Origin of the sequence: Janibacter sp. HTCC2649 (genome assembly GCF_000152705.1) — a bacterium.
Classification (GTDB): Bacteria; Actinomycetota; Actinomycetes; order Actinomycetales; family Dermatophilaceae; genus Knoellia.
Genome location: NZ_CH672413.1, coordinates 818,778 through 837,825 on the forward strand (window position 1 = coordinate 818,778; position 19,048 = coordinate 837,825).

Sequence of the window (19,048 nt, forward strand, 5' to 3'; positions counted from 1 at the left end):
CCGGTTGGGATCGGACTGGCGCAAGGGCCTTGGCCGAGCCCGCGGCCCGTTCACATCAGGACAGCAGTGCCGCGAGGGACTCGTTGGACTGAGCAGCCCTGGCGCGCAGCGCACTCACATCCGGACCTGCAGAGAGGACCTCGCGGCTGCTCGCCGGAAGGACGTTGGGCAGGGCATCACCGAAGACGCGCTTGAGATCGTCGGACGTTCCACCCTGCGCTCCGACCCCGGGCGCGAGGATCGGGCCACCCATGGCCGTGAGGTCGAGACCGAGGTCCTGGACGGCGTTGCCGACCGTCGCGCCCACCACGAGACCCACGTGGCCGAGCTCGCCGCGCGCGAAGGCGGCGGCGTTGTCAGCCCTCGCTCCGTCGACGATCGACCCGGCGACGGACCGACCCTCGAGGACTGCGTGCTGGACCTGGGCGCCCTCGGGGTTGGACGTCAGGGCGAGGACGAAGACACCGCGTCCGGTCTGGTCGGCCAGGTCGATGGCGGGGCGCAGCGAGCCGTAGCCGAGGTAGGGACTCACGGTCATCGCATCCGGCGAGTCGATTGCGTCCTTGCCCAGGAAGGCTTCCGCGTAGGCGTCCATCGTGGTGCCGATGTCGCCGCGCTTGGCATCGAGGATGACCACGGTGCCGCTCTCACGCAGGGCGGTGACCGCACCCTCGAGGACAGCGACACCCGCCGAGCCGAACACCTCGAAGAAGGCCGACTGCGGCTTGACGACACCGACGTGACCGCCGAAGGCGTCAACACAGGCCCGGGTGAAGGCGCGCAGACCGTCGAGGTCGTAGGTGAGGCCCCAGGACTCCACGAGGGCCCGGTGCGGGTCGATGCCGGCACACAGGGGGCCGAACTGCTGGGTGGCGGCGCGCAGCCGCTGCCCGAACGTCGCTGCGCCGGTGCCGTCCTGGCTCTCGATGCGTGTGGTCATGGGATCACCATCCTGTCGTGCGCGATTCCGACGAGCTCGGTGATGCGGGCGACGCCGTGGGACTCGGCGAGGGCCTCGAGCTCGGTGAGGACGCGCTGGGGAGCGGTCGGGTCGTTGAAGGTCGAGGTGCCCACCTGGATACCGGTTGCTCCGGCAGCGATGAGCTCGAGGGCGTCACGCCCCGTGCGCACTCCCCCGACTCCGATGAGCGGCACGGTCTGGAAGCGCCCGTCACGCATGGCTGCCGTGACCTGCCAGAGGGCCCGGACGGCCACGGGGCGGATCGACGGCCCGGAGAGGCCACCGGTGATGCCGCCGAGCTGAGGTCGCAGGCGGTCCGTGTCGATGACCATGCCGAGCAGGGTGTTGATCATCGTGAGCCCGGTGGCGCCGGACTTCACGGCGGCGTCGGCGATCGACACGATGTCGGTGACGTCAGGCGTGAGCTTGGCGAAGATTGGCACGTCTCGCGGCAGCTGCTCCCGCACGAGCGCAATGACCTTGCCCGACGCCAGCGGGTCGCACGCGAAGACCAGCCCACGGTTGGCGACGTTGGGGCACGAGATGTTGACCTCGACGCCCACGACGCAGTCGAAGGCATCGCTGTCGGCGAGGACCCGCGCGACATCGGCGAACTCGCCCGCCGTGTTGCCGGCGATGGACACGAGCACGCGGGCGCCGACGGACTTCAGCCAGGGCAGGTCCTTCGCGACGAAGGCGTGGATACCGGGTCCTTGGAGGCCGATCGAGTTGAGCATGCCGGAGCTGGTCTCGGCCATGCGCGGGGTGCCACGACCCGACCGCGGGTCCATCATGACGGTCTTGGTGACGAACGCCCCGAGCTTGGAGACGTCGAAGAAGCGGTGCAGCTCGCGCCCGTTGGCGGCGCAGCCGGACGCTGTCATGAGGGGGTTGGGCAGGGTCCGACCGGTGAAGGTCACGGCCATGTCGACGGCCATCAGTGACCTCCCACTCTCGGTGCGCCCACGGCGTCTTCGGGGACTCCGCAGACTCCGTCGTGGAAGGCCTCCCAGCGGATGCGGTCGCCACGAAAGACCGAACCCTCGACACAGGACCGCACCATCGAGGTGACTCCGTCCTTGTTGCGGACGGGCATGACGCAGGTCATGCAGATCCCGATGCCACAGGCCATCGACTCCTCGACCGCGACCTGGGCGACGGCGCCGAACTCGGCGGCGACGCGCGTCACGGACTGGAGCATGCCCATCGGCCCACAGGCATAGGCCACGGGAGCACCGGTGCGTCGGAACACGTCAGGCAGGACGTCACTCACCCAGCCGCGCTGACCTGCTGAGCCGTCGTCCGTGGTCACCGTGACCCCGTCGGCAGCGCGTCGTGCCTCGACGACACCGAAGAGCCGGTCCTCGGACGCCGCACCGAGCACCATCTCGACGCTGCAGCCGCGCTCACGCAGGACCTCGGCGAGCCAGAACAGGGGTGCCGACCCGTAGCCGCCACCCACGAGCACACACGGCACCGGCTCGGTGGGCAAGGGGAAGGGGCGCCCGAGCGGAGCGACGACATCGACGGCGTCATGCGCCCGCAGCTGGGTGAGCCACTCGGTGCCCGCGCCCTTGGCCGCGATGACGAGGTCGAGCGTGCCGCCATAGGTGCCGGACGGGCTCACCTTGTGGATGGAGAAGGAGCGCCGGAGCAGGTTGCCCGTCGTGGGACCACCCACCGCCAACGCAGCGAACTGCCCCGGTCGAGCGAGCTCCGCAACACCGGGCGCGACGATCGTCAGGTGGTGGTAGGCGCCGACTCGACGGGTCGCGATGACCTCGCCCTGCACCTGGACCACGCCGCCCGCGCCGCTCGAGTTTCTCGTGCTCACTTGTCGGCCACCTGCATGAGGTCGAGGTGGCGGGCGTGCTCCTGGAGCGAGGTGACCGTGAGGTCGCCACGGCGCAGGGCCTCGATCGCCTGAACCGCAGCAGCGAACTCCTGGACGGTCGTGATGAGCGGGACGTCGGCGGTGTTGGCTGCGGCCCGGATGGCGTAGCCGTCCGCGCGAGCGCTCTGCCCGGTGGGCGTGTTGATCACCATGGCGATCTCGCCCTGGAGGATCAGCTCACCGATCGTGCGGGTGTCGCTGGCCTCGGCGTCACCCTCGCGCTCGGTGATCTTGCGGATGACCTTGGCGGGGATGCCGTTGCGCCGAAGCACATCTGTCGTTCCGGACGTCGCGACGATGTCGAACCCGAGGTCGACGAGTCGGTTGACCGGGAAGAGCATGGCGCGCTTGTCGCGGTTGGCGACGGACACGAAGACCGTGCCGCTGTCGGGCAATCCTCCGTAGGCCGCGAGCTGGCTCTTGCCGAACGCTCGGCCGAACGTCGTGTCGATGCCCATGACCTCACCGGTCGAGCGCATCTCTGGCCCGAGGAGGCTGTCGACCATGGAGCCGTCGGCCTGACGGAAGCGGTGGAAGGGCAGCACCGCTTCCTTGACCGAGATCGGCGCGTGCGGCGGAAGGTTCCCACCATCACCGCTCGGCGGGAGGACTCCCTCGGTCCGCAGCTGGGCGATCGTCGCGCCGAGCATGATGCGGCTCGCGGCGTTGGCCAGCGCGACACCTGTCGCCTTGGCCACGAACGGCACGGTGCGCGACGCGCGGGGGTTGGCCTCGAGGACGTAGAGGATGTCCTGCGCCAGCGCGAACTGGACGTTCATGAGTCCGAGGACGCCGATCCCCTGGGCGAGCTTGAGCGTGCTCTCGCGCACCAGCTCGATCTCGGCGTTGCCGAGCGTCGCGGGCGGGAGGGTGCAGGCGCTGTCGCCCGAGTGGATGCCGGCCTCCTCGATGTGCTCCATGACTCCCCCGAGATACATCTCGGTGCCGTCGTAGAGGATGTCGACGTCGATCTCGATGGCGTCGTCGAGGAACCGGTCGACGAGCACCGGGTGCTCCGGCGAGGCCGTCGTGGCGCGCTCGACGTAGGTGACGAGGGTGTCGTCGTCGTAGACGATCTCCATGCCGCGTCCGCCGAGGACGTAGGACGGTCGCACGAGCACCGGGTAGCCGATGTCGCGCGCCACGGCGAGTGCCTCGGAAGCGGAGTATGCCGTTCCGTGCTTTGGCGCTGGCAGCTTCGCCTCTGCGAGGACTCGCCCAAAGGCACCGCGGTCCTCGGCGAGGTCGATCGCCTCGGGTGAGGTGCCGACGATGGGCACGCCCGCGTCCTTGAGCGCCCGCGCCAGGCCGAGCGGCGTCTGGCCACCGAGCTGGACGATGACGCCCGCGATGGGGCCGGCCTGCTTCTCGGCGTGGTAGACCTCGAGGACGTCCTCGAGCGTCAGCGGCTCGAAGTAGAGACGGCTGCTCGTGTCGTAGTCGGTCGAGACCGTCTCGGGGTTGCAGTTGATCATCACGGTGTCGTAGCCGGCGTCGCGCAGGGCGAAGCTCGCGTGGACACAGGAGTAGTCGAACTCGACGCCCTGACCGATGCGGTTGGGGCCCGAGCCGAGGATGATGACGGCCTCCCGCTCGCGCGGCGCCACCTCGGTCTCCTCGTCGTAGGAGCTGTAGTAGTACGGAGTCTGGGCGTCGAACTCGGCCGCGCAGGTGTCGACGGTCTTGAAGACCGGGCGCACCCCGAGAGCGTGACGGACACCGCGAACGACACTCTCCGGCATACGCCGCAGTTCGCTCAGCTGAGCGTCACTGAAGCCGTGACGCTTGGCGAGACGCAGCAGGTCCGGCGTCAGCTCGGGAGCGTCGCCGATCTCGCGGGCGATGTCGTTGATGAGCTCGAACTGGTCGAGGAACCAGGGGTCGATGCCGGTCGCCTCGTGGGTCTCCTCGACCGTGGCGCCGCCGCGCATGGCCTGCTGGACCGTGACGATCCGACCATCGGTGGGGCGGGCCGCGATCCTGAGCAGCTCGAGCGCCTCGTCGCGGCTCGGGGTCTCGCCGCGCCAGTGGAAGGAGGAGCCCTTCTGCTCGACGGAGCGCAGCGCCTTCTGCATGGCCTCGGTGAAGTTGCGACCGATCGACATGGCCTCGCCGACCGACTTCATCGTCGTCGTGAGGGTGTCGTCGGCAGCCGGGAACTTCTCGAAGGCGAAGCGCGGCACCTTGACGACGACGTAGTCCAGGCTCGGCTCGAAGCTCGCCGGCGTCTCCTGGGTGATGTCGTTGGGGACCTCGTCGAGCGTGTAGCCGATGGCCATCTTGGCGGCGATCTTGGCGATCGGGAAGCCGGTCGCCTTGGACGCCAGGGCCGAGGAACGCGAGACGCGGGGGTTCATCTCGATGACGATGATGCGGCCGTCGAGGGGGTTGATCGCGAACTGGATGTTGCAGCCGCCGGTGTCGACGCCGACCTCGCGGATGATCGCGATGCCGACGTCCCGCAGCCGCTGGTACTCGCGGTCGGTGAGGGTGAGCGCTGGTGCGACCGTGATCGAGTCACCGGTGTGGACACCCATGGGGTCGAGGTTCTCGATGGAGCAGACGACCACGACGTTGTCCTTGTGGTCGCGCATCACCTCGAGCTCGTACTCCTTCCACCCCTTGATCGACTCCTCGAGAAGGACCTCGGTGGTCGGGCTGGCCTGGAGTCCGGCCCCGGCCATGCGGCGCAGCTCGGTCTCGTCGTGGGCGAAGCCGGAGCCGAGGCCACCCATCGTGAAGGACGGGCGGACCACCATCGGGTAGCCGAGCTCCTCGGCGGCCGCGATGCAGTCGTCCATCGTGTGGGCGATGACCGAGCGCGCGCTGTCGGCGCCGCACCGCTCGACGACACCCTTGAACAGCTGACGGTCCTCGCCGAGCTGGATCGCCTCGACGTTGGCGCCGATGAGCGGGCAGTTGTACTTCTCGAGGACACCGTTCTCGTGCAACGCAATCGCGCAGTTGAGGGCGGTCTGGCCACCGAGGGTTGCGAGGACCGCGTCGGGGCGCTCCTTCTCGATGATCTTCTCGACGACCTCGGGGGTGATCGGCTCGATGTAGGTCGCGTCGGCGAACTCCGGGTCGGTCATGATCGTCGCCGGGTTGGAGTTCACGAGGATGACGCGCACGCCCTCCTCGCGCAGGACGCGGCACGCCTGGGTGCCGGAGTAGTCGAACTCGCAGGCCTGCCCGATGACGATCGGGCCGGACCCGATGACGAGGACGCTCTTGATGTCGTCGCGCTTCGGCATGTCAGGCGTTCACCTTCTGGTTTGAGTTGAGCAGATCGACAAACCGATCGAACAGGTATGCCGCGTCGTGCGGTCCCGCTGCGGCTTCCGGGTGGTACTGGACCGAGAATGCCTTCAGTTCGCCTGTGCCAGAACGCAGTTCGAGCCCCTCGACGACGTCGTCGTTGAGGCAGATGTGCGAGACGCGCACAACCCCGAGTCCGGTCACTGTGCCTTCAACGTCCAGGGGTGCATCGACCGCGAAGCCGTGGTTGTGAGCCGTGACCTCGACCTTGCCCGTCGTGCGGTCCATGACCGGCTGGTTGATGCCGCGGTGGCCGTACTTGAGCTTGAAGGTGCCGAAGCCCAGGGCGCGTCCGAACAGCTGGTTGCCGAAGCAGATCCCGAAGTACGGGATCCCCGCGGCGAGCACCTCGCGCAGGACACCGACCTCGTGGTCGGCGGTCGAGGGGTCACCGGGACCGTTGCTGAAGAAGACTCCGTCGAGGCCGTCGATGGCCGTGATGTCGGCGAACGTCGAGCTCGCAGGGAGGACGTGGACCTCGATGCCCCGCTCGGACATGCGCTGCGGCGTCATCGCCTTGATGCCGAGGTCGATGGCGGCCACGGTGAAGCGCTTCTCCCCCACGGCCCTGACGACGTAGGCCTTGTCCGTGCTGACCTCCTGGGCCAGCGAGGCGCCGGCCATTTCGGGCGCGGCGGTGACGCGCTCGAGAAGCTGGGCGGACGGCATACGCGCGTCGTCTCCGGAGAAGATGCCGACCCGCATCGCGCCACGCTCACGCAGGTGGCGCGTGAGGGCGCGGGTGTCGATGTCGCAGATGCCCACGACGCCCTGGGACACGAGCTCGTCCTCGAGGGATCGCTGCGAGCGCCAGTTCGACGGCCGGAGGGCGGGGTCGCGCACGACGTAGCCGGAGACCCAGATGCGCGAGGACTCGTCGTCCTCGTCGTTCCAGCCGGTGTTGCCGACGTGTGGAGCCGTCATGACGACGACCTGACGGTGGTAGCTCGGGTCGGTGAGCGTCTCCTGGTAGCCGGTCATGGCCGTGCAGAAGACGGCCTCGCCGACGGTCTCGCCGTGCTTGCCGTAGGAGCGTCCGGTGAACGTGCGTCCGTCCTCGAGGACGAGGACTGCCGGTTCGCGGGTGTTGTCCATCATGAAATCTCTCCCTGACGAGCCGTGACCCTGCCGCGCAGGATCGTCGTGTGGACGGCACCTGTGAAGCTCATGCCATGCCACGGATTGTTGCGGGACAACGACTTTGATGCCGATGCGTCCACTGTCTGGTTGGCCTCGGTGTCGACGAGGACGAGGTTGGCGGGGGCACCCACCTCGATGGCTCGTCCATGGTCGCCCAGGCCGGCGATCCGCGCGGGCGCCGTGGACATGCGGTCGGCGAGGCCGGCGAGGTCCAGGGCACCGTTGCGGACCATCGTGTCGTGCACGACGGCGAATGCGGTCTCGAGGCCGAGCATGCCGAAGGCCGCGTCGACGAAGGCGTGTTCCTTGTCGTGACGGGCGTGGGGCGCGTGGTCGGTGGCCACGGCATCGATGGTGCCGTCGGCCAGTGCCGTCCTCAGCGCCTCGACGTCCTCGATCGGCCGCAGCGGCGGGTTGACCTTGAACGTCGGGTCGTAGCCACTCACCAGATCCTCGGTGAGGAGCAGGTGGTGCGGCGTGACCTCGGCAGTCAGGTCGATGCCCCGGGCCTTGGCCCAGCGGACGACCTCGACGCCTTCGGCCGTGGTCACGTGGGCCACGTGGACCCGCGAGTTCGTGTGCTGGGCGAGCTGGGCGTCGCGGGCGATGATGCTCGACTCCGCGACGGCCGGCCAACCGGGAAGACCGAGCCGCCCGCTGAGCTCACCCTCGTGGCAACAGGCGCTCGAGCCCGCGAGGTCGGGGTCCTGGCTGTGTTGGCTCACGACCCCACCGAAGGCTCGGACGTACTCCAGGGCGCGGCGCATGACGCGCGCATCGTGGACACAGCGACCGTCGTCGGAGAAGACGCGGACGTTGGCGCGCGAGCGGTGCATGAGGGCGAGCTCGGCGAGCTCCTCGCCGGCCAGGCCCTTGGTGACGGCACCGATGGGCTGGACCTCGACGAGCCAGGTTGCGCGCCCGAGGTCGAGGATGCGCTCCGCTGCCTCGGCGGTGTCGGTCACCGGGTTGGTGTTCGCCATCGCGAGGACCGCCGTGTAGCCCCCGACGGCCGCCGCGGCTGCACCGGACTCGATGGTCTCGGCATCCTCGCGCCCGGGCTCGCGCAGGTGGGTGTGGAGGTCGACGAAGCCGGGGAGGAGGGCGAGCCCGTCGGCGTCGATGGTCTCGACACCCTGCGGCACGTCGAGTCCGGTGCCGATCGCCGCGATCTGGCCCTCGAGCACGAGGACGTCGCTGGCGTCGCTCCCCAGGACTCGGGCCCCCGTGATGTGCAGCCGGTTCATGCCGCACTCCCCTCTGTGGTCACTGTGGTCTCTGTGGTCGCCCCGACTTCGGTGGGCGAGTCCTCGCCTGCCAGAAGGTGATAGAGCACGCTCATCCGCACTGCGACGCCGGCGCTCACCTGGTCGAGGACCAGGCTCTGCGCGGCGTCCGCGGCGTCGGCGCTGATCTCGAGGCCGCGGTTCATCGGGCCGGGGTGGCAGATGACGACCTCGGGGTTGGCGTCGGTGAGCCAGCGGAGGCGGTCGCGAGTGAGGCCGTAGCCGACGGTGTACTCACGCGCCGTCGGGAAGTAGCCACCGCTCATGCGTTCCTTCTGGACACGCAGCATCATCAACGCGTCGATCGGACCCGCGGACGCCCTGCCCTGCAGGACGCTGTTCAGGTCGTAGTCGAGCGCGAAGCCGTCGCGCTCGGCCCAGGTCGTGATGCCACTGGGCATGAGCGTTGGCGGAGCGACCACGGTGACGTCGGCGCCGAGCCGACGCAACGAGATGATGTTGGAGCGGAAGACGCGCGAGTGGGTGAGGTCGCCGACGATGGCAACGTGCTTGCCCTCGAGCGAGCCGAGTCGGCGCTCCATCGTGTAGGCATCGAGCAGGGCCTGGGTCGGGTGCTCGTGGGTGCCGTCGCCGGCGTTGATGACGTGGGCGTCCACCCATCCGGCCACCTGGTGGCAGGCTCCGGACGAGCCGTGGCGGATGACCATTGCGTCGACGCCCATGGCGTCGATGGTGCGCACCGTGTCGCGCAGGGACTCACCCTTGGAGGCCGACGACCCCTTGCCGGTGATGTTGATGGTGTCGGCGCTCATCCACTTGCCCGCGATCTCGAACGAGCTGCGGGTGCGGGTGGAGTCCTCGAAGAAGAGGTTGATGATCGTGCGTCCGCGCAGCGTCGGGATCTTCTTGACCTCGCGCTTTTGCACGTCGTGCATCTGGGTCGCCGTGTCGAGGATGGTCCGGATGCCCTGGGCGTCCAGGTCGGCCATCGAGAGGAGGTGGCGCGGCATACGCGTCTGCGTCTGGCTCTTGGTCTGGGTCATCGTGCGCCTCCGGTGATCGTCACGCTGTCTGCCTCGTCGAAGTCGGCGAGGCGCACGCGGACCTTCTCGGTCTGGGAGGTGGGGAGGTTCTTGCCGACGTGGTCGGCACGGATGGGGAGTTCACGGTGACCGCGGTCGACGAGCACGGCGAGCCGCACCGCAGCCGGTCGACCGTGGTCGGCCAGCGCGTCGAGCGCCGCACGGATGGTCCGTCCGCTGTAGAGGACGTCGTCGACGAGCACCACCGTCTTGCCGTCGACCCCGGACTCCGGAATCTGCGTCGGCATCGGCGCTCGCGTGGGTTGGCGGCGCAGGTCGTCGCGGTACATCGTGATGTCGAGGCTTCCCACGGGGACGTGGCTGCCTTCGAACTCGGTGATGATCGCGGCGAGTCGACGGGCCAGGGGCACTCCGCGAGAGGGGATCCCCAGAAGGACGAGGCCGTCGGCGCCCTTGTTGGCTTCGAGGATCTCGTGGGCGATGCGACGCAACGCCCGCGAGATGTCGGATGCTCCGAGGACCGTCCTCCCGTCAGTCGCGGGGTCGGTCTCACTCGAGGAGCTCTGGAGCTTCTCTGAACTCTGGGGACTCTGGGGCACAGCATTGTCAGGACACATCAGTGTCGTGACCTCCTTCCCTGCCTCACGGGACAGGTCGTTAAAGGATGTCGGTCGCCTCACTGTAGCGACTGGACCCGCCCTGCCCCAAAGCGCCCCGTTCGTGTGTCTGGTTGGTGAGATGACATAACGCAGTGCTATGCCTGCCCCAACATGTTGTGATGTACTGGCTGCACGTTCCCAGCCGAAGGAGGCACCGTGCACCCGCCAACGCTCACGACATCCACCTCTGGCAACACGTGTGCCGGCGCCGCGCAGGCGGACTCCGGTCGGGCGCCCCTCTTCCCGCCCCGCGACGCGGACGCGGACACCTACCGAGCGTGGCTCGCCCGGGCCGCCTGGCCCGAGGTCGTCTTCGGCGCCCGGGTTCCTGTCACAGCCGCTTCGCGGTGAGCTGCCACAGCGCCGCGATCCCGCGGTAGGGATCGCGGCGACAGAGGTCACGTTCCAGTGCGAGCAGCTGCTGGAAGTAGACGGGGTCGTGCTTCATCTCGTCGTGGACAATGAGGTCGTTGGCGATCCGCACCCCCATCCACTCGGTCTCCACCAGCCCGTTCTCGTGCAGAGCTGCAGCCACCTCCTCCCGACCCACCTTCTGCGAGTCGTGACCGAACGTGTGGCTGAACTGGGTCGTCTCGTCGAGTTCGGCGCGCGCTGCGGCCGGACCTTCGCGGGTGAGGGTTCGCAGGACCAGCCCCGCCTCGTTGGGACAGGCGATCGAGATGACCCCGTCCGGAGCCGTCAGACGCGACAGCGTCGCCACGTCTGCACCGAGGCTGCCCGCCGGTCGATAGTGCAGGACGAAGTGACAGACAACGACGTCGTATGCCGTGTCACCCGCCATCGGCAGTTCCTCCAGTCCCGCTGACACCCACCGCACGCGGTCGGAGACTCCGAGCTGTTCGGCAGCCTCTCTGCCCCGGTCGAAAAAGCCCTCCGCAGGATCGGCCACCGTCAGCTGGTGTCCGCGGATGGCATACGGAAGGGTTTCGAAGCCGTCAGCGCCCCCGACGTCGAGGATCCGCAGGGTCCGATCACCGAACTCTGCGATGGCCTCGTCGATCGCGTCGCCGATGAGGGCAAAACGGAGGCGACCCCACGGTGACGCCTTCCAGGCCTCCCACGCCTCGTTGCGTTCGTCAGCCGATGCCATGCGCCGATCCTCTCAGGGGCGACGAAGCGGAATTTTCCGGCCCCTCGCGCCTTGTCGGTCGTGCCCGGCATGGCCACAGTGGACGCCATGAGCGAGACCACCGCGACCTTCCTCGGCGCCGACACCGAAGCCCTGCGCCGCCTGCGCACCCAGTTGGACACCGTCGGCGAACAGCTGCGCCGTCAGGGCGCGACCACGACCCAGCAGCTTCAGTCCCTGGGGTGGGCCGGACGCGACCAGCAGACCTTCCTCGACAGCTGGAGCGGTCACTACCACCCGGCTCTGCTGCGAGCTGCCGACGCCCTGACGACCGCGGCCGGCACGATCGAGGGTCAGGCCGCTGACCAGGATCGGGTCAGCGGTGGGCCAGGTGGTGCCGGCTCGACCACTGGGGCGGCGGCGTCCACCGCCGCGACGGGGGCTCTCGGCGCGGCGGCCGCAGGGACCGAACAGACGGGCGCGGCCGGCACCCAGACCGCCGGTGGCGACCTGGGCAGCCTCAGCCGACGCTACGAGTCCAACGGGGACCCCGGCACCGTCTCCCAAGGACGCGGTGATCGCGGTGGCGTCTCCTACGGGACCTACCAGCTGTCGTCGACGATGGGCTCGGCCGGCGAGTTCCGCACCTGGCTGCGTCGCGAGCACCCAGACCTTGGCGCACGCTTGGGCAACGCGGCTCCAGGGTCAGCAGCCTTCAGCCAGGCGTGGCGCAACATCGCCGCGACGGACGGTGCCCAGTGGGGCCAGATCCAGCACGACTACATCCAGTACAGCCACTACGACCCGCAGGTCGCGGCGGTCGAGCGGGCGCTCCCGGGCATCAACCTCGAGGGCCGTGACCCCGTCGTGCGCGACGTTCTCTGGTCCACAGCGGTGCAGCACCGGAACGCCACGGACAACATCTTCACGCGCGCCGTGGCCGGCCGGGACGTCACGACCATGAGCGACGCCGACCTGGTCCGCGCGGTCTACGGCGAGCGGGGCCGCGACAACGGAGCCGCCTACTTCAGCAGGAGCTCCGTCGCGTGGCAACTGGGCAATGCCCGCCGCTTCCGCGAGGAGCAGGCCGAGGCCCTGAGCCGCCTCGGCCCCTGATCAGGACCTCGCTGGCCGTCGAGGCTTCTTGGCCGGTCGCACGACAAGCACCGGGCATGGGGCGTACTGCTGCACGCGCTGAGCCGTGCTGCCGAGCAACACCGTCTCACTGATCCCTCGCGAGCCGCTGGCCACCACGATGAGGCCGGCGCCCAGCTGAGTCGCAGCCTTGATGATCTCGTTGGCCGGGGATCCACTTCGGGTCCGCCTGTGGACCTTGGGCCCCCAGCCTTCGAAGACCTCGGCCACGACATCCGTCGCGGCTTCGGCCTCCGCCCTGAAGGAGGCTCCCTCGGCGGCCGACTTCGGCTTGCTCGCCGCGCCGAGTTCGTTCGAGAAGGACACCGCGGCGAGCGGGCGGACGACCGCCAGCACCGACACTTCCGTGACCTTGGTGGCGTCGAGCACGGTCGTGGCAAAGCGCGCCGCAGTCAGCGACTGCCTGGAGCCATCGGTCGCGATGATGACGTGCATGTCGTCACAGTCCGTTCTTCGGGTCGAGTTCTGACAGGTCTGCTGGCCGAGCCTCTGATGGGCCCCCACGGTGACCCGGCCGCCCGAAGATCAGCTCTGCGACGAACAGCGCTCCACCGAGGGCGAGCAGCCCAGCACACCAGATGAGCGAGCCCGGGTCGTCGATGACGACGTAGCCGAGCAGCAGGATGTTGCCCACGATTCCCACCCAGAGCAGCACGGTCGGGGCGTGGTAGACGTCCTCACGCTCCTCCTGACCACGCAGCTTGAGCGCAGAGAAGATCACGAGCGCGTAAATGAAGAGCGTGAAGACAACAGTCACCAGGGCGAGCCGCTCGACGACGTCGACGCCGACACCGACCTTGTTGAGCACCGCGCCGATGATGAGCAGGCCGCACACCACGGCAGCGGCGAAGCTCAGCGCCACCCACGGACTGCGACGGCTGGCATGGATACGACCGAAGACTCCGGGAACGACATCCTCGCGGGACATCCCGTAGAGAATGCGCGACTGGGTGACGACGGCGACGAGCGTGGTGTTGGTGATGGCGGTCATGGCGATGACGGCAAAGAGGATGGTCATGACTCCCACGGGCACGGGCAGGACGCCTGCCTTGACGACCTCGAGGAGCGCGGCATCCGAGTCCGCGAGGGTACCCACCGGCACCACGAGCGCCGCCGTGGCTGCGACCACGACGTAGATGACACCGGCGGTCAGCATGCCGCCGATGAGGGCGCGCGGGAAGGTCCGTGACGGTTCGACGGTCTCCTCCGCGACGTTGGCCGCATTCTCGAAGCCGGTCATGGCGAAGAATGCGAGTGCCACGCCAGCGATGATGGCGAAGATCGGGCTCTGGTCGCCGGTGTCGAACTGGGCCAGGGTGCCGAAGTCCGCCTTGCCCTGGGCGACGTAGACGATGCCGATGATGACGACGATGACGAGACCAGCGATCTCCACGAAGGTCATGACCATGTTGGCCACGACCGATTCGGTGATGCCGATGAAGTTCACGACCGCCAGGACAAGGATGAAGATGAGCGTGATGAGCAGCGCCGGCGGCAGATCCCACACCTGGCTGAAGTAGTTCGAGAACCCCGTGGCGAGAGATCCGGCGGCAGCGAAGCTCGCGGAGAGCATGCACACCGTGATCAGGAACGTCAGGGCCCGATTGCCGAAGGCCTTGTTGACGTACAGCGCAGCCCCAGCCGCCTGCGGGAACTTCGTCACCAACTCGGCGTAGGCCAGCCCGGTGATCGTCGCAATCGTGATGCCGACCGCGAAGGCGATCCAGAACGCCCCTCCGACGGCGGCGGCGACAAGCCCGATGAGGACGTAGATCCCCGACCCGAGGACGTCTCCGAGGACATAGAAGAAGAGGAGCCGTCCGGTGATGGACCTCTTCAGACCGTCGTCGTTGTCCGCCGCGAGCGGTTGGGCGTCGGTCTCGTCAATCACACGGGGACCCGCTTCCTGCCCGCGTCGGCGAGCTCGATCCGTCGACCCTAACAACGGCCGGTCGGGATCGCGCGGTGAGACAACGGGAGTGACCTGGCCACGACCTGACCGTCCCTCAGGTCTGTGACCTGCACGAACGCGGGGATGTGTCGAAGGGACGGTTCACGGCCCCGCGTCAGGAAGTGCGATCGAGGGTGACGACGCGGACACCGCCTGCGAGGTCCACCTGGCCGACCGGAGTGAAGCGTGCCTGCGTGAACTCCCCTGCGAACAAGGGGATCCCGGAGCCGATGACCGACGGGTTGACCTTGAGCACGAGCTGGTCGATCTCGGGCAACAGGGCGTGGGCGAGGGTGCCGCCTCCGACGAGCCAGATGTCGAGGCCGTCCTCGGCCTTGAGCTCCCGCGCGCGAGCCAACGGGTCGGCCGGCACGACCTCGACGGGCAGGTCGTCGCGCCCCGCGAGCGAGGTGGAGACCACGAGATGGCGCAGGTGCGGATAGGCGTCAGCGAGTCCGGCAGCCAGGCCAAGGTCGTAGGAAGCCCGCCCCTCGATGACCGTGTCGAAGTGCCGGCCCTCCCCCGCGATCCCCATGGCGTCGCGCGCCGGCCCGGGCAACGTCTCGGGATAGTTCGCCACGATGAACTCGATGAGATCCGGCGTGATCGGGAAGAACTCCGCCCCGCTCGGGTCTCCCCCGTCCGGTCCGGCGATGAATCCATCGAGCGTGACAGCGACGAAGTAGACGAGTTTGCGCATGCGCCCGATCCTGTCAGGCCGGCTCCCACGGGTTGATGACGGCAATGCCCGTGCCCTCGAAGTCCGTGACGTTGCGCGTCAACAACGGGACGTCATGACGCCGACAGACGGCCGCGATCCAGGCGTCCGAGATGCCGATGGGTCGACCGGCACGACGCCGCGAGGCCCGGATGGTTGCGAAGTAGGGAGCAGTTCGCGCATCGACATCGAGCACTCGTCCATCGAAGGTCATGAGCGCCGCATCGATCTCGGCTTCGAGCGCATCTCGCCTGCGCCCGTCGGGCAATTGGAAGGCTCCCTGGAGCAGTTCTCCAACGGTGATCACAGTGATGTGGGTCTGGCGCCAAGGCACCGTGTCCATCCACTCCGCCACTCGTCCGTCCGGATCCGCCCGCATCGTCTCCGAGACGACGTTCGTGTCGAGCACGATCACGAGAAATCCGGAATCCGCCGGTCGCTGTCATCCATGTCGTCCCGCGGCGGTAGGTCGACCTCTACCCCACCTGTTCGGCGTCGGAACTCCGCCATGACCTCACCGAGTGAGACCTCGTTCGGCTTGCCCCCGGCGACCGCTTCGCCGAGGATCGCTCGCACCTCGGCCTCCATCGACCGACCGTTCTCGGCAGCCCTGACCTGCAGGCGCTTCTTCACTTCTTCGTCCACCTTGCGGATGGTCAGTGTGCTCATCGTCCTCACCCCTGTCGCTCAACAAGTGCTGTCAATGCTAGCACTCACGCACCATGGCGACGCGGCCTCCAAGACGCATCAGCCCGATCCGCTCCTCGGCCTCGCGCAGCGGCCCCATCCACTCTGGCTCCGCCTCAAGCTCGACGAACCCATGCCGCGCGTAGAACGGCGCGTTCCACGCCACGTCGGCAAACGTGCGCAAGGTAACCGCACGCCCACCTCGAGAGGCGACCTCACGGCATACGCCATCGAGAAGAGCCGACCCGAGACCACGGCGACCGTGCGCTGGGTCGACGGCAATCTGTTCAAGATGCCAGCCACCGCCCAGCTCGAGGACGTGGGCAAACCCCACCACGGGCTCCCCCACGACCAGCACGAACCCAGGCTCGGCCGCGCGTTCCTCCCCCGACAGCGGCGCCGGCCAGTCGAGCGGGCCGAAGACCGTCTCGAACAACGCGTCCCCCAACGCCTCGACGGCCGCCAACCTCGAAAGGTCGGCGGCCGTCGCGGGACGTACGGGCATCGTCAGGCCAGGGTCGGCTTGACCTCGGCGAGGCGGGCGAGCAGGCCATTGACGAACTTCGGTGAGTCGTCGGTGGACAGCTCGGTGGCGATGGCCACGGCCTCGGCGATCGCGACACCCTCGGGCACCTCACCGAAGAGCACCTCGAAGGCACCCACGCGCAAGATGGCGCGGTCGACGGCGGGCATGCGCTCGACGGACCAGCCCTGGGAGTAGGTGGCGAGCAGGTCGTTGATCTGCGACCAGTTGTCGACCACGCCCGTGACCAGGTTGGCCGTGAACTCGTTGAGCGGAGCCTCGGTCACCGGAGTGGCGAGGCGCTCCTTGAGGAGCTCGGTGGCGTTGACCTGGCGCTGCTCGGCCTCGAAGAGGAGGTCGATGGCGCGGCGGCGCGACTTCGTGCGGGCACCCATGTGTGGAGCGTCCGCCGATCAGTTGACTCGGCCGAGGTAGGACCCGTCGCGCGTGTCCACCTTGACCTTGTCGCCGGTGTTGAGGAAGAGCGGGACGCCGATCTCGGCGCCGGTCTCGAGCGTCGCCGGCTTGGTGCCGCCGGTCGAGCGGTCGCCCTGGAGGCCGGGCTCGGTGTACTGGATCTCGAGGACGACCGAGGCGGGCAGCTCGATGAAGAGCACCACACCGTCGTGACGCGCAACGATGGCGTCCTGGTTCTCGAGCATGTACTTGGCGGCGTCACCGACGACGGTGGGCGTCACGGTGATCTGGTCGAACGTGTCGCCGTCCATGAACACGTAGTCGGTGCCGTCGTGGTAGAGGTAGGTCATGTTGCGCTTGTCCACGTTGGCCGTGTCGACCTTGGTGCCAGCGTTGAACGTCTTGTCGACGACCTTGCCCGACAGCACGTGCTTGAGCTTGGTCCGCACGAAGGCCGGGCCCTTGCCGGGCTTGACGTGCTGGAACTCGATGACGGTCCACAGCTGACCCTCAAGGTTGAGGACGAGGCCGTTCTTGAGTTCGTTCGTGGATGCCACGTGAGTTCACTTTCGATGAGATTGACAAGATTCGGTATGCCGTGTGCGCAGGCGCATGACGACGTCACGGAAATTCTGGTGCTGGGATTGCGTCGGCGAGTCTATCCGTCGACGACCCGTCGCCCGAATCTGCGGGCGGCGAGGGCGTTCGGTAGGGCGCGGCTCAGAGGAACTGCGACGGGTCGAACTCGCCGATCGGGATGACCCGGATGCGCGGCAGCGGCGAGGTGAACGCCTTGACGTCGTACTCGAGGTCGAAGGTCTCCAGCCCGTCCGCCTCCAAGGCGGTGAAGCCACTGTTGCGGAACTCGCGGAAGGCCATGACACCGACGCGACGGTCGTCATCGAGCAGTCCCTCGATCTCCTCGAGGAAGTCACCGTCGTGACTGACGAGCATGACGTCGGCGTCGCGGTCGCGGATGGCGCGCAGCGTCTTCTGGATGGCGACGTCGACCACCTTGACGTCGGCGTCACCGGACAGCGGCACCGGCGTGAACCCGAGCGCGTTGAGCGCCTGGATGAACGACATCGGCATGCTCGTACTCGCATTGAGGAAGAACAGCCCCTTGACGTCCTGGTCCCAGGTGTCCCGGGCGAACGACAGGAGGCGGTCCCAGCGCGGTCGCTCGTCGGGCTGGGGTCGCCGACCCAGGATCGAGGTGCCAAGGGTGGCGTCGATGTTCTCGCCGTCGACGAGGACGTAGGTGATGACGGGGTCACCACCGTTCTCGGACGGGGACGACGTGTGCGGGGCGGCCATGCGTTGGAGTGTAGGCCCGAGCAGGGTCAGACCCCGATCGTGAGGTTCGCGACGTAGCCGCTCGTGGCGTCACCGGTCACGGTGGCGAGCTGGTGGATGCCGCCGTCGTCACCGAAGACGTTGTCCGAGGTGAGGCTCGTCTGCGACATGTTGTTGACGCTCTGCTCGTAGCCGGCGGTCGCATAAACGGTGTTGCACACGGCCTCGGGCAGCGCGAGCTGCGACGTCTTGACGATCTGCCCGCTGCTCGTGGCCTCCGCCGTGCTCTTGTAGACCTCGAAGTGCACGTGCGGCCAACGACCGCTGTATGCCGCAGGGAAGATGCTCGTGAACGTCGCGGTCCCGTTCGCATTCGTGGGCTGCACACCGCGCAGGTAGTTCTCGTTCTCGACGCCCTGCGAGTACATCGAGTAGTTGCCGTCCCGGTCGCAGTGCCAGAGGTACACCGCCACGCCCTCCATTGCGGCATACCCGTTCGCACTGTCGGTGACGGTGAGGTTGATCGTCAGCGGAACACCCTCGGCTTTCGTCGTCGACGTGCCGAACGAGCTCGTGATGTCGGAGCGGATGATGCCGGCGTCGTCGAGGACGTTGGCCCCGTTGCTGCCATCACCCGGGTACGGGCCACCGGTCTCGTCGGGCACCTCGCTGGTCACCGTTGATGCAGTGGCACTCGTCGAAGCCGTGGCCGACGCGGACGACGTGCTGCTCGATGAGGCGGTCGATCCGGACGAACTCGTGCTGGCATCGGCGCACCCCGCCAGGGCGAGCAGACCGGCCCCACCGAAGAGGCCGAGGGCCCGGCGTCGGTCGAGCAGGGTGGCGACGTCGAACTCGAGGCCGCGGTCGTGGTTCGGATGGGGCTGGGTGGGGTTTCGGCGTTCGCTCATGGGTTCACTGTGGCGTCCGCCCCCAGTCGCCAACCATG

Annotated in this window: 21 protein-coding genes; 2 read left to right on the plus strand and 19 right to left on the minus strand. The window is 68.2% G+C overall.

The window, feature by feature from the left end:
• Positions 1-55: 55 nt before the first annotated feature.
• The 8 genes from pyrF to pyrR are packed head-to-tail and all read right to left on the minus strand — an operon-like array spanning position 56 to position 10,202.
• Complete coding sequence (pyrF, locus tag JNB_RS03905) at positions 56-940, minus strand: orotidine-5'-phosphate decarboxylase (RefSeq protein WP_009775110.1); 885 nt, start codon at positions 938-940, stop codon at positions 56-58.
• Positions 937-1,899, minus strand: coding sequence for a dihydroorotate dehydrogenase (locus JNB_RS03910; protein ID WP_009775111.1), 963 nt, complete (start codon positions 1,897-1,899; stop codon positions 937-939). The genes pyrF and JNB_RS03910 overlap by 4 nt, the downstream gene beginning before the upstream one ends.
• On the minus strand, positions 1,899-2,795 hold the full coding sequence (locus tag JNB_RS03915; protein WP_237700608.1) for a dihydroorotate dehydrogenase electron transfer subunit: 897 nt from the start codon (positions 2,793-2,795) through the stop codon (positions 1,899-1,901). The genes JNB_RS03910 and JNB_RS03915 overlap by 1 nt, the downstream gene beginning before the upstream one ends.
• A complete protein-coding gene (gene carB, locus JNB_RS03920) occupies positions 2,792-6,109 on the minus strand; it encodes a carbamoyl-phosphate synthase large subunit (protein WP_009775113.1) in 3,318 nt (1,105 codons plus the stop codon). Before carB ends, JNB_RS03915 begins: the two co-directional genes overlap by 4 nt.
• Before the next feature lies 1 nt (position 6,110).
• Positions 6,111-7,268 (minus strand): glutamine-hydrolyzing carbamoyl-phosphate synthase small subunit, encoded by a 1,158-nt coding sequence (gene carA, locus JNB_RS03925; RefSeq protein ID WP_009775114.1) that lies wholly within the window; start codon positions 7,266-7,268, stop codon positions 6,111-6,113.
• Positions 7,268-8,560 carry a dihydroorotase gene (locus JNB_RS03930; RefSeq protein WP_009775115.1) on the minus strand — a complete coding sequence of 431 codons (1,293 nt, stop codon included), beginning with the start codon at positions 8,558-8,560 and terminating at the stop codon, positions 7,268-7,270. Before JNB_RS03930 ends, carA begins: the two co-directional genes overlap by 1 nt.
• A complete protein-coding gene (locus tag JNB_RS03935; RefSeq protein ID WP_009775116.1) occupies positions 8,557-9,603 on the minus strand; it encodes an aspartate carbamoyltransferase catalytic subunit in 1,047 nt (348 codons plus the stop codon). The genes JNB_RS03930 and JNB_RS03935 overlap by 4 nt, the downstream gene beginning before the upstream one ends.
• Complete coding sequence (gene pyrR / locus JNB_RS03940) at positions 9,600-10,202, minus strand: bifunctional pyr operon transcriptional regulator/uracil phosphoribosyltransferase PyrR (protein WP_009775117.1); 603 nt, start codon at positions 10,200-10,202, stop codon at positions 9,600-9,602. Before pyrR ends, JNB_RS03935 begins: the two co-directional genes overlap by 4 nt.
• A 216-nt stretch (positions 10,203-10,418) precedes the next feature.
• On the opposite strand from pyrR, the gene JNB_RS20860 reads away from it, so the two are divergent.
• Complete coding sequence (locus tag JNB_RS20860) at positions 10,419-10,613, plus strand: hypothetical protein (RefSeq protein WP_040883573.1); 195 nt, start codon at positions 10,419-10,421, stop codon at positions 10,611-10,613.
• On the opposite strand, the gene JNB_RS03950 is transcribed toward JNB_RS20860, so the two are convergent.
• Positions 10,594-11,373 (minus strand): methyltransferase domain-containing protein, encoded by a 780-nt coding sequence (locus tag JNB_RS03950; RefSeq protein WP_009775118.1) that lies wholly within the window; start codon positions 11,371-11,373, stop codon positions 10,594-10,596. The genes JNB_RS20860 and JNB_RS03950 overlap by 20 nt on opposite strands.
• Positions 11,374-11,460: 87 nt before the next feature.
• Between JNB_RS03950 and JNB_RS03955 the strand changes: the two genes are divergently transcribed.
• Positions 11,461-12,468 carry a hypothetical protein gene (locus JNB_RS03955; protein ID WP_148232306.1) on the plus strand — a complete coding sequence of 336 codons (1,008 nt, stop codon included), beginning with the start codon at positions 11,461-11,463 and terminating at the stop codon, positions 12,466-12,468.
• Here JNB_RS03955 and JNB_RS03960 read toward each other — a convergent pair whose 3' ends face one another.
• The 10 genes from JNB_RS03960 to JNB_RS04005 all read right to left on the minus strand — a co-directional run bounded on the left by JNB_RS03960 (position 12,469) and on the right by JNB_RS04005 (position 19,010).
• Complete coding sequence (locus JNB_RS03960; RefSeq protein ID WP_009775120.1) at positions 12,469-12,942, minus strand: universal stress protein; 474 nt, start codon at positions 12,940-12,942, stop codon at positions 12,469-12,471. It lies immediately after the preceding gene.
• Positions 12,943-12,946: 4 nt separating this feature from the next.
• Positions 12,947-14,398, minus strand: coding sequence for an APC family permease (locus JNB_RS03965; RefSeq protein WP_009775121.1), 1,452 nt, complete (start codon positions 14,396-14,398; stop codon positions 12,947-12,949).
• Between the two features lie 175 nt (positions 14,399-14,573).
• A complete protein-coding gene (locus JNB_RS03970) occupies positions 14,574-15,158 on the minus strand; it encodes a dihydrofolate reductase family protein (protein WP_009775122.1) in 585 nt (194 codons plus the stop codon).
• Between the two features lie 13 nt (positions 15,159-15,171).
• On the minus strand, positions 15,172-15,591 hold the full coding sequence (locus JNB_RS03975; protein WP_009775123.1) for a type II toxin-antitoxin system VapC family toxin: 420 nt from the start codon (positions 15,589-15,591) through the stop codon (positions 15,172-15,174).
• Positions 15,588-15,845, minus strand: a complete 258-nt coding sequence (locus JNB_RS03980; RefSeq protein ID WP_009775124.1) for an Arc family DNA-binding protein — start codon at positions 15,843-15,845, stop codon at positions 15,588-15,590. The genes JNB_RS03975 and JNB_RS03980 overlap by 4 nt, the downstream gene beginning before the upstream one ends.
• Before the next feature lie 37 nt (positions 15,846-15,882).
• A complete protein-coding gene (locus tag JNB_RS03985; protein ID WP_009775125.1) occupies positions 15,883-16,368 on the minus strand; it encodes a GNAT family N-acetyltransferase in 486 nt (161 codons plus the stop codon).
• A 2-nt stretch (positions 16,369-16,370) separates the two neighbouring features.
• Positions 16,371-16,781 carry a transcription antitermination factor NusB gene (gene nusB, locus JNB_RS03990; protein ID WP_009775126.1) on the minus strand — a complete coding sequence of 137 codons (411 nt, stop codon included), beginning with the start codon at positions 16,779-16,781 and terminating at the stop codon, positions 16,371-16,373.
• Between the two features lie 18 nt (positions 16,782-16,799).
• Positions 16,800-17,360 (minus strand): elongation factor P, encoded by a 561-nt coding sequence (gene efp, locus JNB_RS03995; protein ID WP_009775127.1) that lies wholly within the window; start codon positions 17,358-17,360, stop codon positions 16,800-16,802.
• A 163-nt stretch (positions 17,361-17,523) separates the two neighbouring features.
• On the minus strand, positions 17,524-18,120 hold the full coding sequence (locus tag JNB_RS04000; protein ID WP_009775128.1) for an NYN domain-containing protein: 597 nt from the start codon (positions 18,118-18,120) through the stop codon (positions 17,524-17,526).
• 26 nt (positions 18,121-18,146) lie between these two features.
• Positions 18,147-19,010: an intradiol ring-cleavage dioxygenase gene (locus JNB_RS04005; protein ID WP_009775129.1), complete on the minus strand. Its 864-nt coding sequence runs from the start codon at positions 19,008-19,010 to the stop codon at positions 18,147-18,149.
• Positions 19,011-19,048 lie beyond the last annotated feature (38 nt).

What these genes read in the sequence shown, in the direction of transcription:
- pyrF (WP_009775110.1), bottom strand. Translation starts at nt 940, where the DNA reads ATGACCACACGCATCGAGAGCCAGGACGGCACCGGCGCAGCGACGTTC.
- JNB_RS03910 (WP_009775111.1), bottom strand. Translation starts at nt 1,899, where the DNA reads ATGGCCGTCGACATGGCCGTGACCTTCACCGGTCGGACCCTGCCCAAC.
- carB (WP_009775113.1), bottom strand. Translation starts at nt 6,109, where the DNA reads ATGCCGAAGCGCGACGACATCAAGAGCGTCCTCGTCATCGGGTCCGGC.
- carA (WP_009775114.1), bottom strand. Translation starts at nt 7,268, where the DNA reads ATGGACAACACCCGCGAACCGGCAGTCCTCGTCCTCGAGGACGGACGC.
- JNB_RS03930 (WP_009775115.1), bottom strand. Translation starts at nt 8,560, where the DNA reads ATGAACCGGCTGCACATCACGGGGGCCCGAGTCCTGGGGAGCGACGCC.
- JNB_RS03935 (WP_009775116.1), bottom strand. Translation starts at nt 9,603, where the DNA reads ATGACCCAGACCAAGAGCCAGACGCAGACGCGTATGCCGCGCCACCTC.
- JNB_RS03950 (WP_009775118.1), bottom strand. Translation starts at nt 11,373, where the DNA reads ATGGCATCGGCTGACGAACGCAACGAGGCGTGGGAGGCCTGGAAGGCG.
- JNB_RS03955 (WP_148232306.1), top strand. Translation starts at nt 11,461, where the DNA reads ATGAGCGAGACCACCGCGACCTTCCTCGGCGCCGACACCGAAGCCCTG.
- JNB_RS03960 (WP_009775120.1), bottom strand. Translation starts at nt 12,942, where the DNA reads ATGCACGTCATCATCGCGACCGATGGCTCCAGGCAGTCGCTGACTGCG.
- JNB_RS03970 (WP_009775122.1), bottom strand. Translation starts at nt 15,158, where the DNA reads ATGCGCAAACTCGTCTACTTCGTCGCTGTCACGCTCGATGGATTCATC.
- JNB_RS03980 (WP_009775124.1), bottom strand. Translation starts at nt 15,845, where the DNA reads ATGAGCACACTGACCATCCGCAAGGTGGACGAAGAAGTGAAGAAGCGC.
- JNB_RS03985 (WP_009775125.1), bottom strand. Translation starts at nt 16,368, where the DNA reads ATGCCCGTACGTCCCGCGACGGCCGCCGACCTTTCGAGGTTGGCGGCC.
- nusB (WP_009775126.1), bottom strand. Translation starts at nt 16,781, where the DNA reads ATGGGTGCCCGCACGAAGTCGCGCCGCCGCGCCATCGACCTCCTCTTC.
- JNB_RS04000 (WP_009775128.1), bottom strand. Translation starts at nt 18,120, where the DNA reads ATGGCCGCCCCGCACACGTCGTCCCCGTCCGAGAACGGTGGTGACCCC.
- JNB_RS04005 (WP_009775129.1), bottom strand. Translation starts at nt 19,010, where the DNA reads ATGAGCGAACGCCGAAACCCCACCCAGCCCCATCCGAACCACGACCGC.